The sequence below is a fragment of the Anaerophaga thermohalophila str. Valhall genome (assembly GCF_000250735.1).
Lineage (GTDB): Bacteria > Bacteroidota > Bacteroidia > Bacteroidales > Marinilabiliaceae > Anaerophaga > Anaerophaga thermohalophila_A.
In genome coordinates, this window is record NZ_AHZV01000164.1 from 15,358 (window position 1) to 31,149 (window position 15,792).

The window sequence follows — 15,792 nt, forward strand, 5'->3', positions numbered from 1 at the left end:
CATTTTTCAACAATGGTTCCGGCATTTTCCTGCTTATTCAAAAATCATTCGGCGAAAGCTCCATATTGCTTAAGGCTGCCTGAAAGTGAGCGGCTCTTTCAATTTCTTTGGGAGTGTAATCAAAAACATATCGGTTTTCTTCTTTTACTGCCAGTGGAGGGCGGGTCATTGTCAGTTTGTTCAGGATGTATCTGATTGTTTCTCTACGGATGTTGAGTTGCTTAGCCAGTTCATTTTCAGGTGTATACAGAATTCCGTTTTTCGGAATGATTTCAGATAATTTTTCCAGGCTTTCGTGAAACTCCTTAGGGAAGCGTTGGCGACTCATAAAATTGAAAAAAAATAGGCTGTACATAACATTGATTCTTTGTTTGATATTTTTTTTGTTGTTAGTAAATTTCGCCGGGGAAATGATTTATGCTTGACTTCATTGAATTCCCCAGCTCATCATTTATTTCAAAGATGTCTATGCTGCCGTACTCATTTTCCTCAAGAATAAAAGTCAGATGTATTTCTGTATCATCATTCATAATTATGGTGTATGGCTTGTGACCATTTTGGATGACATCCTTTACTCGTCGGTGAGGTTTGGCCACAGGCATAAAAATTTCTTCCTCGAATTTGTATATTTCATCCCGGCTGTCTTTTACCGGGTACAATAACACGAGCACTGGGTAGGAGAAAGCTGATTGTTCGGTTTGTATCCTGTAATTGAGTCCGAGTATTATCCATCCATTGTCGAGTATGAAAGATTGGCCCGGACTGCTGTTGTATTCGATGTAACTAATACCGTTGGTTACTGAATTGAATAATGGAGAAGACCATCTCTCCCAACTTTCGTTTGTTTTTTTAAAGATGAAAATTTTGCGAGCGTATATTTCGATGTCATATTTTTTTATATCGGTATAGGGAATATAGTTGCTTCTGGCACTGGTCGATATGCGGTCTTCGTAAGAGAGCATGTATAAGTCACCTTTATATCTAAAACTTGTTGAATAGGTTTCAAGGATAGCCTTTTTGGTGTAGCCTCTGGTTGGGCATTCATCGTAAAATTGAGTCATAGGTTTTACGCTCATACTGCCGTGTCCGACCTGAGCCTTGATAATAGTAGTAATAATCAGTGTCAGAAAAATAAAAGTAGTACGCATGCTTAATGGTTTTTGTCATTGTATTTCTTTAATCAATTGCCGGGCATAGGTGTGGTTATTCTTCAGTTGCCAGGGGTAACGTTTGTTAAGACTCTCGAATTCCGTTATGCAATCATCGATGGCTCCCATTATTCCCATTTCTGTAAAATCTTGTCGTTCCGTAGACCATCCTCTAACCCTGTAACCATAAACGTGTTGTGGATACAATAAGGTAATGAGCAAAACTTCTCCCATGTCATCCATTGTGTGAAGATGAGAGAAGTATTTCCAGGACTCCAATAAGCTGCCCAGGGTAAAAATGGTATTTTTCTGTTTGAATCCATGATTAAAATACAAAGCAGGGAAACGCAATAGAAAAAATTCAGGTCTTTTTAATATTTTATCTGTGTTGGTTAGTATTTTGTTAAAAATAAACGATTTGTACATGAATTCGTTATAGGTTTTCATTTGATCAAAAAGTGACGCATAGTCAGTATTGACAGAACGGGGATTATTCATATATTCCTTTGGAAGCCATCCTTTTACATAAAATTGGTCTGTTGTCAGATAGTTGGATGATTGAAATGCCTGGAAGTCAAATTGCTCTATGAGCTTAGAGTCTATGCAAAGTTGTTCTCCGGATACAGTTGTGAAATGGTGTTCCATTTTTATTATCTTAGTTATAAAAGCCTGATTATCAAATTCTATACTGCTTTAGGTTGATTTTGCATTTTAATTGTAGCTTGTCAGTGGTGGTGCATCCCCGATCATGAACATCCTGGCTTTTTCAAGGGCGTCTGGAAGGCGGGTTAAAGTGTATCTGGCCAGCTCAGTAGATTTTCGCTCTATTTCATTCCTGTTTCTGCCGATTGTATAGGTGTAAGTTCCATCGTAAGTGATGAATGTTCTGCCAAAGTATTTGTTCTCATTCCTGTTTTTACTTCTTGGAATAAGTTCGCCCATAAAAAAAGGAGGGTCTTCAGATTCTTCAAGATGAACTGAATAGATTTCTTTGAAGTCATAATTTTTATTTTCCATATTTTGTTGATAACATTTCATTTAATTTTACAATGTAACAACATTATTATTAAATTTATTATACTTCTTGTAAAGCTGGTTTACTATCCAGGCATTATCGCGGTCTTTGATTGTAATTAAGAGGTTTCGACAACGGTCGAAATCGCTGGGTTTCCTGTTGAGTTCTCTGGCGTTAAACATTGCGTTACTGTGCTCGATCAAAATTGAAAATGGAATTTTCCCTTTTTATTTTTGACAGAATGTCCACATCATAAAACCACCGTGGAGGGGAAATCTCCCGGTTGGTACCGCCTGTTGCGGTTCTGGATGTTTTTGTAGTTTGCATAGAACTTTTTTTTAACAAGAACAAATATAAACAAAAATTTTGAATTTAACAAAAAAATGTTATGGGATTTGGATCGAGTTAAACTTTTTTCCAATAGAACAAGGGTTAAAGCCACTTTTCCTCTATTCTGTAAATTTTAACGAATTAAGTTGTCCTTTAGCTTTTTATGGATTGTTGACGATTTTTCGGAGTGTAATAAATGTTTGTATTTCCAAAGTTATTTTAACAATTTATTGGGGTCTATTAATTGAAAGAACAAAGTTTTTTAAATCCTGTTTCTTCCAACGGGCGGATAAGAAAGCCACAGGCTGTGGAGTAAGTAAAAGCGACTGTGGCATTGCCCAATGCACCATTTACCTTTATTTTATGTTTATTGTCTTTGGAAACCAGTTCCTGACGATTTTCTACTTTTATTTAAGATAAAAGCAAATTCAAATAGCTTAACAGTCCATTGGCTATAAACGCCTGTAAAACAAATAATATACGGCATTATCCAGGCTTCGACCATGTTGAAAAATAACAGGTGCTAAAAGCTAACAGCTTCCCCTTCCACTACATCTCTAACTCTCCTAAAGGGGGAGAACCGGGCTGGCCCGCAATTCACGGCAAATTAAAACATGCGAATGATACAATAATTGGAATTGCGCGGGGGTACACCCTTTAGGTGGCCGGGGGTAGGGGGCATGAGAAGATAATTGAATGTTCCAAATTCAGAACTTCTGATTTAATAGCAAATTAAGATGTCGCAAATTTATTACACAAAACACTCCAGTTCATAAAAACTTAAAGTGGCATTTATCAAGTTGGTTGAAGAAGGGGGGTAATGGCAACTGCATTTGCATAACTTCCAAATTTTTTTGGCAAAATTACGTCAATTTTTTACGATGGGAATCTTGTAAGATATTGATTATCAATTATGAGGTTACAGGTTTTGAATTTATGATTCCCGAATTGTTTTGTGGAGCTGCCGGGAATCGAACCCGGGTCCAGACAAGGAAGCCATAAGCTTTCTACATGCTTAGTCGCTTGTTGATTGTCGGGACTGGCGAGGGAAGCGACACCCGAACCAGACCTTAGCTCCTGAAATTTCGTCCGAAGCGCGGAGCAAGCTTCAGACTAGTTTCGGTTTTCCTGCACCTCCTGATCGGATAGCCCCGAAACAACGGCATCCGGGAGATGTCCCGTCCCGGCTCCTTGAGCCGGGATTAAGCGTAACGTACTGTTATTCGGTTACGCAGCGAGAGCGTAATTGTCTTCGCCAGTTAAAAAGGTTGAGCCCTGAGATTTACGAGCCAGCTGCACAACGCTCGGCATGCTTACTTACCACTTTACCTTGCTGTCAAGTCCATGTCAGCCCCGTTGGTGGTAATTAGTGTCTGTCCATAAAGTGCCATTTACTGTGTTACGCTTGTCCGAAAATTACTCATTTACGATAAGTAAACTCCGTATTTTCGGACTTCGCAAGCCTTGTAAATGCCACTTTCTGAACAGACACATAATAAGTAAAAAACTTTGCCTTCTTTATAGACAGGCACTAATTAGTGGTTGTCTTTTTTCAGAACTGCAAAGATAATGCCTTTTTATGGTTTGTCAATGATTTTGTCAACTTGTTTTGAGTTGCCGGATGGTGCCGGCAGGATCGTCGGATTTGAAGATAAAACTTCCCGATACCAATACATCTGCTCCACAATTGTACAATTTTCCTGCATTTTTGTCAGTAACGCCGCCGTCAACTTCAATCAGGGCGTTGCTGTTTTTTTCTGAATCAGGTTCTTCAGTTTTTCGATGCGGTTGTAAGTATTTTCGATGAATGTTTGTCCGCCGAACCCGGGGTTGACCGACATGATGAGCACCAGATCCACCATATCAATAATGTCCTCCAGAAGGCTTACCGGTGTGTGCGGGTTAAGCGTAACGCCAGCCTTCATTTCCGACTGATGTATTTCTTCAATTGTGCGGTGCAGATGAGTACATGCCTCGTAGTGAACATTGAGAAGATGAGCCCCGGCATCCTTGAATGCGCCTATGTATTTTTCAGGACTGACAATCATGAGGTGAACATCCAGCGGCTTGTGAGCCAGCTTGTTGATGGCCTCAACTACCGGAAGCCCGAAAGAGATGTTGGGGACAAAAACGCCGTCCATAATATCGAGGTGAAACCAGTCGGCGTCACTTCTGTTTACCATGTCAATATCCTTTGCAAGGTTTAAAAAGTCTGCCGCCAGTAACGACGGTGCAACCATTTTACTCATGTTTCAATAGAATTTTTTTATCAATGGTTTGATGATTTGCAATACTTCGTTATACTTTTGTAATAAATTGCAGGTTAGTTGTTAGTGACAAACGAATTGTGTTTACTAAAATGCAGCAAGTCAAAGTTTTACAAATTACATTGCATCTAATATCTAAAAATCTAACGGTCTGTTGTTACTTTGGCAAGTTTAAGAAAAATTTTTGTACCTGACTATTTTTAGTGATCAGTTGCCAATGTTTGGCAGGGGAAGAGGCAGAGGATAAGGTTGAGGATAGTAGTTCGCCACAAATTTTACAATGATCAATTACCAATTAACCAATTACCAATTAACCAATTACCAATTAACCAATTACCAATTAACCAATTAACCTATTGACCTACCAACCTATTAACGAATTTCCACAACTCAAAACCCGCCTCAATCATCATTAATAAAATTCCGGAGAATTCTGCTTCGGTAAGTGTGTTTCAGTCGCTTAATGGCTTTCTCTTTAATTTGGCGAACTCTTTCACGTGTAAGATTAAAAAGTTTTCCGATTTCCTCGAGGGAGTATGGTGGTTCACCTCCAAGCCCGTAATAAAGCCGGATAATGTCGGCCTCGCGCGGCGAAAGGGTAGATAGCGACCTTTCTATTTCCCTTCGAAGGGAATCGTCAAGAAGCTGTGAGTCTGGACTCGCATTATCGGAAGAGAGCAGAACATCATAAAGGGTATTCTCTTCGTCCGGCTTAAGAGGTGCATCCATTGAAACGTGCCTGTTGGAAACTTTCAGAGCTTCTTTCACATCTTTCGGAGCCATGTCAAGTACTTCGGCAATTTCTTCGGAAGTCGGTTCACGCTGATATTCCTGCTCGAGCAACGAGAAGGTATTATTCACTTTGTTGACGCTCCCGATTTTGTTAAGGGGCAGCCTTACAATACGTGCCTGCTCGGCGAGAGCCTGAAGAATAGACTGGCGAATCCACCAAACCGCATAAGAAATGAATTTGAAACCACGTGTTTCATCAAACCTTTGTGCAGCTTTTATCAGGCCCAGGTTGCCTTCATTGATAAGGTCGGGCAGACTGAGTCCCTGATTTTGATATTGCTTGGCAACAGATACAACAAATCTGAGGTTGGCATTTATCAATTGTTCCAGCGCTTTTTCGTCGCCCTGTTTTATTTTCTTGGCAAGTGCAACTTCTTCCTCCGCCGAAATCAGCTGAACTTTGCCAATTTCGTGAAGGTATTTGTCTAAAGAAGGGGATTCCCGATTGGTTACCTGTTTGGTAATTTTCAGTTGTCTCATAATAACCTGGTTCGATGTTTAGGGGTTGTAATATTAACAAAAAACTTACTTCACTGTTTCAACAGAACGTCAGATTTTTAGATTTAGGATATTAGATCGTTTCTAAATTGCTGGAATACTGAATTATAGTTTTCTAAATTTAAGTTTTCTATTCTCTGCGAGGTAATGATTTTTTTGAAATAGAATATTCCGTTAAAAACGGTCTAAACGAAGAGGTGCCAGGACGCTAAATTTTTATTTTAATAAAGCCTCCGTATCATGGTGCTTCCGTGTTTAAGCTTTCTTTATCAGACTATTTTTACAACAAAAAATATCGAAATATATTTTGCAAGTTTTGACAGAATAGTGTATGTTTGCAAAGAATTCCATCCCGGATGGCCGCTCGTTTGCCATTCCTGGTTTTTACTTTAAATAAAATATGACCTTCATTGGGGACGCAGTTGTCTTATCCCCGTTGACCATACCGAACCAATGTTAGAAGAGATAAAATCCAATTTCACTTATTAAAAAGTAGTAGTATACTTATATGCTTGATATCATTGAATTGAACAGCAAGAAACTTGTTGAGTTACGCCAAATTGCCAAAGAACTTGGTATTAGGCGCGTTGAATCGTACAAGAAGCAAGACCTGATTTACAGGATCCTTGATGAGCAGGCTATTAAAGAGTCTGAAAAGAGAAAAGCAGGAACCGAGAATAAGAAAAGTTCTGAAGAAAGTACTAAAACAGAAAAACGTCCCGGAAGAGGACGGCCTGCAAAAAAGGAGACCACAACCAAAAAACAGGAGGAAGTGGCTCAATCCCGGGATACCGGACAAAAAGATAAATCCGAAAAACAGAGACGGCAAACAAAGGTGCAGGAACAGAAAAGCGAAGCCGGACAAAAGGTTAACGAAAATCAGCAAAAACCTGAAAAGGTTGCTGCCGAATCGGCTGCCGAAAGTGGCAGAAAATTTACTCAGCCCCAGCAAGAGAAAGGTGATGACCGTAATGCCACACAAACATCCCGGAGACATCAGGATAAGTGGCAACAACAACGTACCGACAAGCAACAGCAAAGCAACAAAGATAACGATCAGCAACCGTCTCATCAGCAGCGCAAACGGCACGACAAACAAAGCCAACAGGATAACAAATACAACGACAAAGCCTTCGAATTTGAAGGAATCGTCACAGCTTCGGGTGTTCTTGAAATTATGCCGGATGGTTATGGCTTTTTGAGATCATCCGATTATAACTACTTTAATTCACCCGATGATATTTATGTGTCGCAGTCGCAGATCAAACTGTTTGGTCTGAAAACAGGTGATACCGTTGAAGGAAGCATCCGTCCGCCTAAAGAAGGAGAGAAGTACTTTCCCCTCATTAAGGTGGAATCGATCAACGGAAGATCACCCGATTTTGTGCGCGACCGTGTGCCGTTTGATCACCTGGTACCGGTTTTTCCCGATCAGAAATTTAATCTCACCGAAGGCCCTTACAGCAATATCTCAACACGAATTGTAGATATGTTTGCCCCAATCGGGAAAGGTCAGCGGGGATTGATAGTGGCACAACCAAAAACCGGTAAAACAGTATTGCTGAAAGATGTGGCCAATGCCATTGCATCCAATCATCCCGAGGTTTACATGCTTATTCTCCTCATTGACGAACGTCCCGAGGAAGTGACCGATATGGCGCGGAGTGTGAATGCCGAGGTGATTTCTTCCACTTTTGATGAGCCTGCCGAGCGCCATGTTAAGGTGGCCAATATTGTTCTTGAGAAGGCCAAACGTCTTGTTGAGTGTGGCCACGATGTTGTGATACTTCTCGATTCTATTACCCGTCTGGCACGTGCCTATAACACGGTTTCACCTGCTTCCGGGAAAGTCCTTTCCGGTGGTGTGGATGCCAATGCATTGCATAAGCCTAAACGATTTTTCGGTGCTGCCCGTAACATTGAAGGCGGAGGATCACTTACCATCCTTGCAACTGCTCTTACCGAGACCGGTTCCAAAATGGACGACGTGATCTTTGAAGAATTTAAAGGAACAGGTAACATGGAGCTGCAGCTCGATCGTCGCCTTTCCAATAAGCGTATTTATCCTTCTGTGGATATCAATGCTTCCAGTACACGTCGTGAAGAGCTGCTGCTGGATAAAGAAACCATGAATCGTATATGGATATTGCGCAATTATCTTTCAGATATGAATCCCGTTGAAGCAATGGAGTTCCTTAAGGATAGAATGCTGAAGACAAAATCAAATGAGGAGTTTCTGATTTCGATGAATGACGGTTAGATTAGGAGGTAGTTTGTAGGGAATTGGCAGTAGTTGGCTAATTTTCAGTTTGCAATAACTTGCATCAAAGTTTGAAAATTAAAAAATATGAAAAAAGGTCACCAGGAGATTGGTGGCCTTTTTTTATCTTTACTAATTATAAATAACAATCAATCCCCAAAAATGTAATCTGCATATTGCAAAATCCAAAAACCTTTGTTTAAATTTGCCAACAAAAGCTAAAGGGAATGGTTTTGATGCAGGCTTTCATAAAAACACACCGTTATCTTCTGGATCATCTGAATGTTCCGGTGCACCGGCATTTGCTCGAATATGTCGACTGGGATCATCGTTTGATCGGAATTCAGGGCGCACGTGGTGTGGGCAAAACCACTTTTCTGCTCGACTATGCCAAAACTTTTTACGGTAACAATAAATCCTGCCTGTACGTCAATCTGAATAATCTTTATTTTGCCGAAACCAGTGTGGTTGATTTTGCCGATGAGTTCAGAAAAACAGGAGGTAAAATACTATTACTCGACCAGATTTATAAGTACCCCAACTGGGCGGAGGAATTAAGGTATTGTTACGACCACTTTGATGATCTGAAGATTGTTTTCAGCGGATCGCCATTGATGCGTCTGGATGAGGGAAATGCATATCTTGATGACTGTGCCCGCGTATATAATCTTGAGGGGTTTACTTTCAGGGAATACCTCAATCTTAAAACCGGGAATGATTTCAAGCCGGTTGGGTTGAATGAATTACTCCGCAGGCACGAGGATATTGCTGCTGAGGTGGTTGATAAAGTGAAGCCCCTGGCTTATTTTACCGACTATCTGCATCACGGGTATTATCCTTTTTTCCTGGAGAAACGAAATCATCTCGAAAATCTTCTTAAAACCATTAATCTGGTTCTTGAAATAGACATCAGTTATTTACAACAGATAGAACTGAAGTATTTGCCCAAACTGCGCAAATTACTATATATTGTCGGGAAATCAGCACCCTTTCAACCCAATATAAGCCGGCTGAGTAATGATGTCGAAACCAGCCGGGCTACCATCATGAACTATCTTAACTATTTACGCCAGGGGCGTCTGGTTAATCTTCTTCACGAAGATGACCCCGATCCATTGAAAAAGCCTGCTTGCGTTTATATGCATAACCCCAACCTTGTTTTTTCAGTGGCTTCAGGAGAGGTAGAAATGGATGTTTTGCACAAAACGTTTTTCTATAATCAGGTTGGTTATTTAAATCGCGTCAGTTTTGATGGTGAAGCTGATTTCAGAGTTAATAATGATATGCCTTTTTATATCGGAGGACGCAATATTGAGAAAAAAACGGAAGTGAACAATGGTTTCTTTGCCCGCGATATGGTTGAGATTGGTGAGGCTAACCAAATTCCTTTGTGGCTGTTTGGTTTTTATTTTAAAAGCCTTAAATTTTAGAGAATTAGATTATCAGATTTTGAATAAATGGTATAATGTTGATAATCAACAAAGAGTTTGGCAATAAAGATGCTTTATAGACCGGACTCACTAATGAAACGAGCATAGGGCAAAGAGCATGGGGCAAAGAGCATGGGGGAAAGGTGGAAAGGTGATAAGGTAAAGGGGCAGGATGGTAGCATGGAGAATAAATCGGGAAATATTACTCCAATAAATCGGACAAACTAATATACGAATGAAACGAGCATGACAAGGTTTGCTATAATAGATCATTAGATTTTTAGATATAAGATGAAATGAACATAGACAGGTTTAACACAATAAGAACATGTATAAGTTCCAATCATGCGAGTTCCATCAGACCAATAACTTAGACTAATTTTATACTGATGAATTAAAATATTTAAGCATTAACATTTTATATTTAAGTAAATCGAATTATGAGTCCACTCCTAAAAGTCTCTTTCAGGAGCAGACTCAGTTAATGAATTTTTAAATAATAAGGAGAACAGACAAATGGTTAAAAACAAGAAGTTCATTACCTGTGACGGGAATTATGCTGCTTCTCACGTGGCTTACATGTTTAGTGAGGTAGCTGCCATCTATCCCATTACCCCGTCGTCAAACATGGCCGAAAATATTGATGAGTGGGCGGCCAATGGACGAAAAAACATTTTTGGAGAAACAGTAAAAGTTGAAGAGATGCAATCGGAAGGTGGCGCCTCCGGAGCTGTTCACGGAGCTTTGCAGGCAGGTGCGCTTACTTCCACTTTCACGGCTTCTCAGGGATTGTTACTGATGATTCCCAATATGTATAAGATTTCCGGTGAATTGTTACCCGGGGTTTTTCACGTCAGCGCCCGTAGTCTTGCAGCTCAGGCTCTTTCAATTTTTGGGGATCACAGTGACGTAATGGCAACCCGTCAGACCGGATTTGCCATGCTGGCTACCGGGAGTGTTCAGGAAGTAATGGATTTGGCCGGTGTAGCTCACCTTGCAGCCATAAAAAGTCGTATTCCATTCCTGCATTTCTTTGACGGTTTCCGGACATCTCATGAGATTCAGAAAATTGAAGCTATTGATCAGGATGCTCTGGCAGCTCTGGTGGATAGAGATGCTTTGAAGAAGTTCCGTGACAATGCCCTGAATCCCGAACATCCGGTTACCCGTGGTACAGCTCAAAACCCGGATATCTACTTCCAGTCACGCGAATCAGCCAACCCCTTTTACGATGCAGTTCCTGATATTGTGTCCGATTATATGGACAAAATTTCAAAAATAACCGGACGTAAATACCGGCCATTTGATTATTATGGCGCCGATGACGCAGAACATGTGGTTGTAGCTATGGGATCTGTAACCGACACCATTAAAGAAACTGTTGATTACCTGAATGACAATGGAGAAAAAGTAGGACTGATTGCTGTACATTTGTATCGTCCTTTCTCTGCCAAATATTTTTTCGAGGCATTTCCCAAAAGCACCAAACGTGTAGCAGTACTCGACCGTACCAAGGAACCAGGTGCAAACGGCAACCCGCTTTATCTTGACATCCGTGATCTCTTCTACGGAAAAGAGAATGCTCCCATTATTGTTGGCGGTCGTTATGGTCTGTCTTCCAAGGATACTACTCCTGCTCAGATCATATCCGTTTTTGAAAATCTGAAGATGAAAGAGCCCAAGAACGATTTCACAGTGGGTATTGTCGACGATGTTACCTATAAGTCGTTGCCGCTTAAGGAAGAGATCGACCTCGCACCCAAAGGTACATTTGCAGGTAAGTTTTACGGTCTTGGATCAGACGGAACAGTTGGTGCCAATAAGAACTCCATCAAAATCATAGGAGAAAATACCGATAAGTTCGCTCAGGCTTATTTTGCCTACGATTCTAAAAAGTCTGGCGGTATTACCATTTCTCACCTGAGGTTTGGCGATGAGCCGATCCGTTCACCCTATCTGGTAAACACCCCCGACTTTGTAGCTTGTCATGTTCCTTCATATCTGGGTAAATACGATATGCTGAAAGGCCTTAAAAAGGGTGGTACTTTTCTTTTGAACAGTATCTGGGATGAAGAGGAGACCAGGAAACGCATCCCGGCTGATATGAAACGGTATATGGCCAAAAATAATATCAACTTTTACATTATTAATGCCACACAGATTGCCAAAGAAATAGGCCTTGGTAACCGTACCAATACCATAATGCAGTCCGCATTTTTCAAAATTGCCGAAGTTATTCCTTACGACCAGGCTGTTGAAGAAATGAAGAAGTTCATCGTAAAGTCTTTCGGCAAAAAAGGAGAAGACATCGTCAATATGAACTTCAAGGCGGTTGAAGAAGGTGGTAATGTTACCAAAGTTGAAATACCTTCAGATTGGGCCGATGCTCAGCCTGAAGCAGACTCCAACGGTAAACCGGTTCCGGAATTCATCAGTAAGGTTGTATTCCCGATTAATGCTCAGAAAGGCGATGATCTTCCCGTGAGTGCTTTTAAGGGACGTGAAGACGGAACATTCCCTCCGGGAACAACAGCTTACGAAAAACGCGGAATTGCCGTTGAAGTACCCGAATGGCAGATGGAGAACTGTATTCAGTGTAATCAGTGTGCTTATGTTTGCCCGCATGCTGCTATTCGTCCGTTCCTTCTCAATGAGGAAGAGATGGCCAATGCACCCGAAGGCACTGTTACCAAGAAAGCCAACGGAAAAGGTTTTGACGGGCTTCAGTTCCGTATTCAGGTGAGTGTTCTCGATTGTACAGGTTGCGGCAACTGCGTGGATATTTGTCCTTCCAAGGAGAAGTCGTTAATAATGAAACCACTTGATTCGCAGATGGATGAAGCCGAAAGATGGGATTATATGGTTGAGAAAGTTTCCATAAAAGACAACATCACACCAAAAACCACCAATCTCAAGGCTTCTCAATTTGCCCAGCCCTTATTCGAATTCTCCGGTGCTTGTGCAGGTTGTGGCGAAACACCTTACATTAAGCTGATTACACAACTGTATGGCGATCGGATGATGATAGCCAATGCCACAGGTTGTTCTTCAATTTATGGCGGATCGGCACCTGCTACACCTTATTGCGCCAATAAAGATGGACACGGACCTGCCTGGGCCAACTCATTATTTGAAGATAATGCCGAGTATGGTATGGGTATGGCTGTTGGTGTTGATAAGCTTAGGGATAGGATTGAACGCCTCATGAAGGAGAATATGGCAGAAGTTGCCGCTGATACCAAAACTGCCTTCGAAGCATGGATTGAAGCTAAAAACGACGGCGAAAAGACACGTGAGGTTTCAAACGCGGTGGTTAAAGCTTTGGAGAACGAGAAACATGAGGTTGCCAAAGAAATCCTTGCACTTAAAGATTACCTGGTGAAGAAGTCTGTCTGGATTTTTGGCGGCGATGGCTGGGCTTATGACATCGGTTACGGTGGATTGGACCATGTAATAGCCTCTGGTCAGGATGTCAACATTCTTGTTATGGATACCGAGGTGTATTCCAATACAGGAGGTCAGGCTTCCAAATCGACACCGGTTGGAGCTGTTGCTAAATTTGCAGCTGCCGGGAAACAAATCCGGAAAAAGGATCTTGGTCTCATGGCTACTACTTACGGATATGTTTACGTAGCGCAGGTGTCGATGGGAGCCAATATGAACCAGTACTTCAAGGCAATTAAAGAAGCCGAAGCTTATCCGGGGCCATCGCTCATTATTGCTTACTCTCCATGTATTAATCACGGTCTGAAAGCCGGTATGGGTGCATCACAAAGTGAGGGTAAACGTGCTGTTGAGTGCGGTTACTGGCATCTGTATCGTTACAATCCAATGCTTGAGGCCGAAGGAAAGAATCCTTTCCAGCTCGACTCGAAAGAACCCGACTGGAGTAAGTTCGAGGACTTCCTCAAAGGAGAAGTACGCTATACGGCACTCATGAAAACTTTTCCTGAGCAGGCGAAGGAGCTCTTCAAAGCTGCACAGGAAAATTCCAAATGGCGTTATAATACGTATAAGCGACTGGCTGCTATGTCGTATTCCGAGGCGGAATAAAAGTTTTAGTATTCCAGATAAAAAAGAGGCTGTCTCTATGAGGCAGCCTTTTTTTTTAACAAAGTGTCTGTTTAAAACAACATAGAGTTTGGCAATAAAGATTACTTTTTAGACCGCAACAGTCCGTTAAACTTTTACAGTACGTTGCAAACCAGTTGTTTGTAATTAGTGTCTGTCCATAAAGCACCATTTGCTGTGTTACGCTCGCCGCCAAAATCCTCATTTACGAAAAGTAAACTCCGGTTTTGGCGGCTTCGCAAGCCTTGCAACTGGTACTTTCTGAACAGACACACATATTGAAAAAATTTTTGCGGGTTTACAGACAAGCACTAATTATGCACTTTTGTCAGCTTCGGGGATATGTCAGTTCCTCTAAAACATTGTTATTGACTATTGACTATTGACTATTGACTAAAATACTTATATCTAAAAATCTAACAATCTATTGAGACCGGACTCACCAAAAAATATAAACCCTTTGCAGAAATCAGGTCTTATGATAAAAACTTTGCGTCATTGCCTTTCTATGTTTAGGCCTTTTTAACTGACTATTGGGGAAAAGTACCATGAATAATATTATGGAAGGTTTCTGGTTGATTTGTTCACCATGCTTTATTAACTTAGGGGTAATTTGACGCTTTGGTTTTAATGAACTGAGGTCAACAAAATAACTATAAAAATGTTAATTCAATAAGATTGTAAGATGTAAGATTTCAAAATTATTTGTAAAATATTTATATACTGTATTTTAACAAACAATTCTTTTTAAACACAAACAATTGGACGGAGTATTGTATAACAAAAAGAAGCTATAGAATATGGACTTATCAACACATTACATGGGGATTCCCCTCAAAAATCCATTGGTGGTTGGAGCCAGTAATCTGGTTACCGACACGGAGATGGTAAAAAAGCTCGAAGAAGCTGGCGCATCCGCCATTGTTTACAAATCGCTTTTTGAGGAACAGATCAATCTGGAAGCTGCTGAGCTTGAAGATGACCTGCATGAATACGACGACCGTCATGCCGAGATGATCGATCTTTTTCCAAAGGTCAAACATTCCGGCCCCAGAGCGCATTTAATAGCTGTAAAGGAGCTTAAAGAATCGGTTTCAATACCGGTCATTGCCAGCTTGAACTGTATCTTCGACTCTACATGGGTAGAGTATGCGGAATTGTTAGAGAAAACAGGTGTTGACGGTCTCGAAATTAATTTCTACAGTACCATCACGGATGCCAATAAAACACCTCAGGAAATAGAGTCGACTCGTATTGATATATTGAAACAAATAAAAAGGAAAGTTGAAATTCCGGTTTCAGTTAAGCTCAGTCCTTTTTATACGAATGCCCTGGAATTTATTAACCGGCTGAGTGAAGACGGAGCCGATGCTTTCGTTTTGTTTAACAGGCTTTTCCAACCCGATATAAATATCTGGAAAGAATCATTTGAAATGCCTTACAATCTCAGCCATAAGGGCGATAATCGTCTGTCTATCAGGTATGCAGGTTTATTGCATGGACGTATACAGGCCAATATTGCTGCCAATACAGGAATTCTCGATGGCGAAGATTTGATAGCAACACTTCTTGCCGGGGCCGATGTTGCACAGGTAGTAAGTACCATATATCGTAATGGTGCCGATCAGATTACCAAAATGCTTGATGAATTGGGCGACTGGATGAAAGAAAAAGGGTACCAGACTATTGATGATTTTAAAGGCAAAATGTCACACAGCCGTATTAACGAACCTTTCGCATATAAGCGCGGTCAGTATGTCGACTTTTTAATGAAGTCGAAAGAGTATTTTAAAAAATATCCTATGCGTTAGAGCCGTGAAGAACAATAATGCAAAAGCCGGATTGTAGTTGTTACAGTCCGGCTTTTTTCGGAACTCTTTGACAAATTGGAAGTAAAAAGCATCTAAACTTTCAAAATATTGAATTATCCCTGGAAAAATAATTAATTTTAGACCGGAAAAATTGCAATTATTTAAGTGTT

9 protein-coding genes, 1 other RNA gene, 1 pseudogene and 1 riboswitch are annotated in these 15,792 nt (G+C 40.8%); of the genes and pseudogenes, 4 read left to right on the forward strand and 7 right to left on the reverse strand.

The genetic code is table 11. From position 1 onward, the window contains the following. Positions 1-37: 37 nt before the first annotated feature. The 7 genes and pseudogenes from OQ5_RS0108660 to OQ5_RS0108690 all read right to left on the reverse strand — a co-directional run bounded on the left by OQ5_RS0108660 (position 38) and on the right by OQ5_RS0108690 (position 6,032). Entirely contained in the window at positions 38-355 is a 318-nt protein-coding gene (locus tag OQ5_RS0108660) for a hypothetical protein (RefSeq protein WP_016777109.1), read from the reverse strand. A gap of 34 nt (positions 356-389) precedes the next feature. Beyond that, the gene (locus OQ5_RS0108665; RefSeq protein ID WP_016777110.1) at positions 390-1,148 is read right to left on the reverse strand and encodes a hypothetical protein; all 759 of its coding nucleotides are present in this window, start codon (positions 1,146-1,148) and stop codon (positions 390-392) included. Positions 1,149-1,163: 15 nt separating this feature from the next. Continuing rightward, positions 1,164-1,793, reverse strand: a complete 630-nt coding sequence (locus tag OQ5_RS0108670; protein WP_016777111.1) for a hypothetical protein — start codon at positions 1,791-1,793, stop codon at positions 1,164-1,166. A gap of 66 nt (positions 1,794-1,859) precedes the next feature. Next, positions 1,860-2,165 (reverse strand): hypothetical protein, encoded by a 306-nt coding sequence (locus tag OQ5_RS0108675; protein ID WP_016777112.1) that lies wholly within the window; start codon positions 2,163-2,165, stop codon positions 1,860-1,862. Between the two features lie 216 nt (positions 2,166-2,381). Next, positions 2,382-2,480, reverse strand: a riboswitch (SAM-I-IV-variant riboswitch). Between the two features lie 966 nt (positions 2,481-3,446). Continuing rightward, positions 3,447-3,848, reverse strand: a transfer-messenger RNA (tmRNA) gene (gene ssrA, locus OQ5_RS22445). A 244-nt stretch (positions 3,849-4,092) separates the two neighbouring features. Then, positions 4,093-4,742: pseudogene (gene rpe / locus OQ5_RS20635) on the reverse strand (ribulose-phosphate 3-epimerase). Positions 4,743-5,162: 420 nt separating this feature from the next. Beyond that, on the reverse strand, positions 5,163-6,032 hold the full coding sequence (locus tag OQ5_RS0108690) for a sigma-70 family RNA polymerase sigma factor (RefSeq protein ID WP_016777115.1): 870 nt from the start codon (positions 6,030-6,032) through the stop codon (positions 5,163-5,165). Between the two features lie 526 nt (positions 6,033-6,558). Here OQ5_RS0108690 and rho point away from each other — a divergent pair. From rho to OQ5_RS0108710, 4 genes are all read left to right on the forward strand, one after another. Then, positions 6,559-8,310 carry a transcription termination factor Rho gene (gene rho, locus OQ5_RS0108695; RefSeq protein ID WP_016777116.1) on the forward strand — a complete coding sequence of 584 codons (1,752 nt, stop codon included), beginning with the start codon at positions 6,559-6,561 and terminating at the stop codon, positions 8,308-8,310. 227 nt (positions 8,311-8,537) lie between these two features. After that, positions 8,538-9,740 (forward strand): AAA family ATPase, encoded by a 1,203-nt coding sequence (locus OQ5_RS0108700; RefSeq protein ID WP_016777117.1) that lies wholly within the window; start codon positions 8,538-8,540, stop codon positions 9,738-9,740. A 516-nt stretch (positions 9,741-10,256) separates the two neighbouring features. Then, positions 10,257-13,793, forward strand: coding sequence for a pyruvate:ferredoxin (flavodoxin) oxidoreductase (gene nifJ / locus OQ5_RS0108705; protein ID WP_016777118.1), 3,537 nt, complete (start codon positions 10,257-10,259; stop codon positions 13,791-13,793). Between the two features lie 818 nt (positions 13,794-14,611). Next, complete coding sequence (locus tag OQ5_RS0108710) at positions 14,612-15,622, forward strand: dihydroorotate dehydrogenase-like protein (RefSeq protein ID WP_026055190.1); 1,011 nt, start codon at positions 14,612-14,614, stop codon at positions 15,620-15,622. Positions 15,623-15,792 lie beyond the last annotated feature (170 nt).

Bases quoted from the DNA above. Each gene is read 5' to 3' on its own strand.
- OQ5_RS0108660 (WP_016777109.1), bottom strand. From the start codon at position 355: ATGTACAGCCTATTTTTTTTCAATTTTATGAGTCGCCAACGCTTCCCT.
- OQ5_RS0108665 (WP_016777110.1), bottom strand. From the start codon at position 1,148: ATGCGTACTACTTTTATTTTTCTGACACTGATTATTACTACTATTATC.
- OQ5_RS0108670 (WP_016777111.1), bottom strand. From the start codon at position 1,793: ATGGAACACCATTTCACAACTGTATCCGGAGAACAACTTTGCATAGAC.
- OQ5_RS0108675 (WP_016777112.1), bottom strand. From the start codon at position 2,165: ATGGAAAATAAAAATTATGACTTCAAAGAAATCTATTCAGTTCATCTT.
- OQ5_RS0108690 (WP_016777115.1), bottom strand. From the start codon at position 6,032: ATGAGACAACTGAAAATTACCAAACAGGTAACCAATCGGGAATCCCCT.
- rho (WP_016777116.1), top strand. From the start codon at position 6,559: ATGCTTGATATCATTGAATTGAACAGCAAGAAACTTGTTGAGTTACGC.
- OQ5_RS0108700 (WP_016777117.1), top strand. From the start codon at position 8,538: ATGGTTTTGATGCAGGCTTTCATAAAAACACACCGTTATCTTCTGGAT.
- nifJ (WP_016777118.1), top strand. From the start codon at position 10,257: ATGGTTAAAAACAAGAAGTTCATTACCTGTGACGGGAATTATGCTGCT.
- OQ5_RS0108710 (WP_026055190.1), top strand. From the start codon at position 14,612: ATGGACTTATCAACACATTACATGGGGATTCCCCTCAAAAATCCATTG.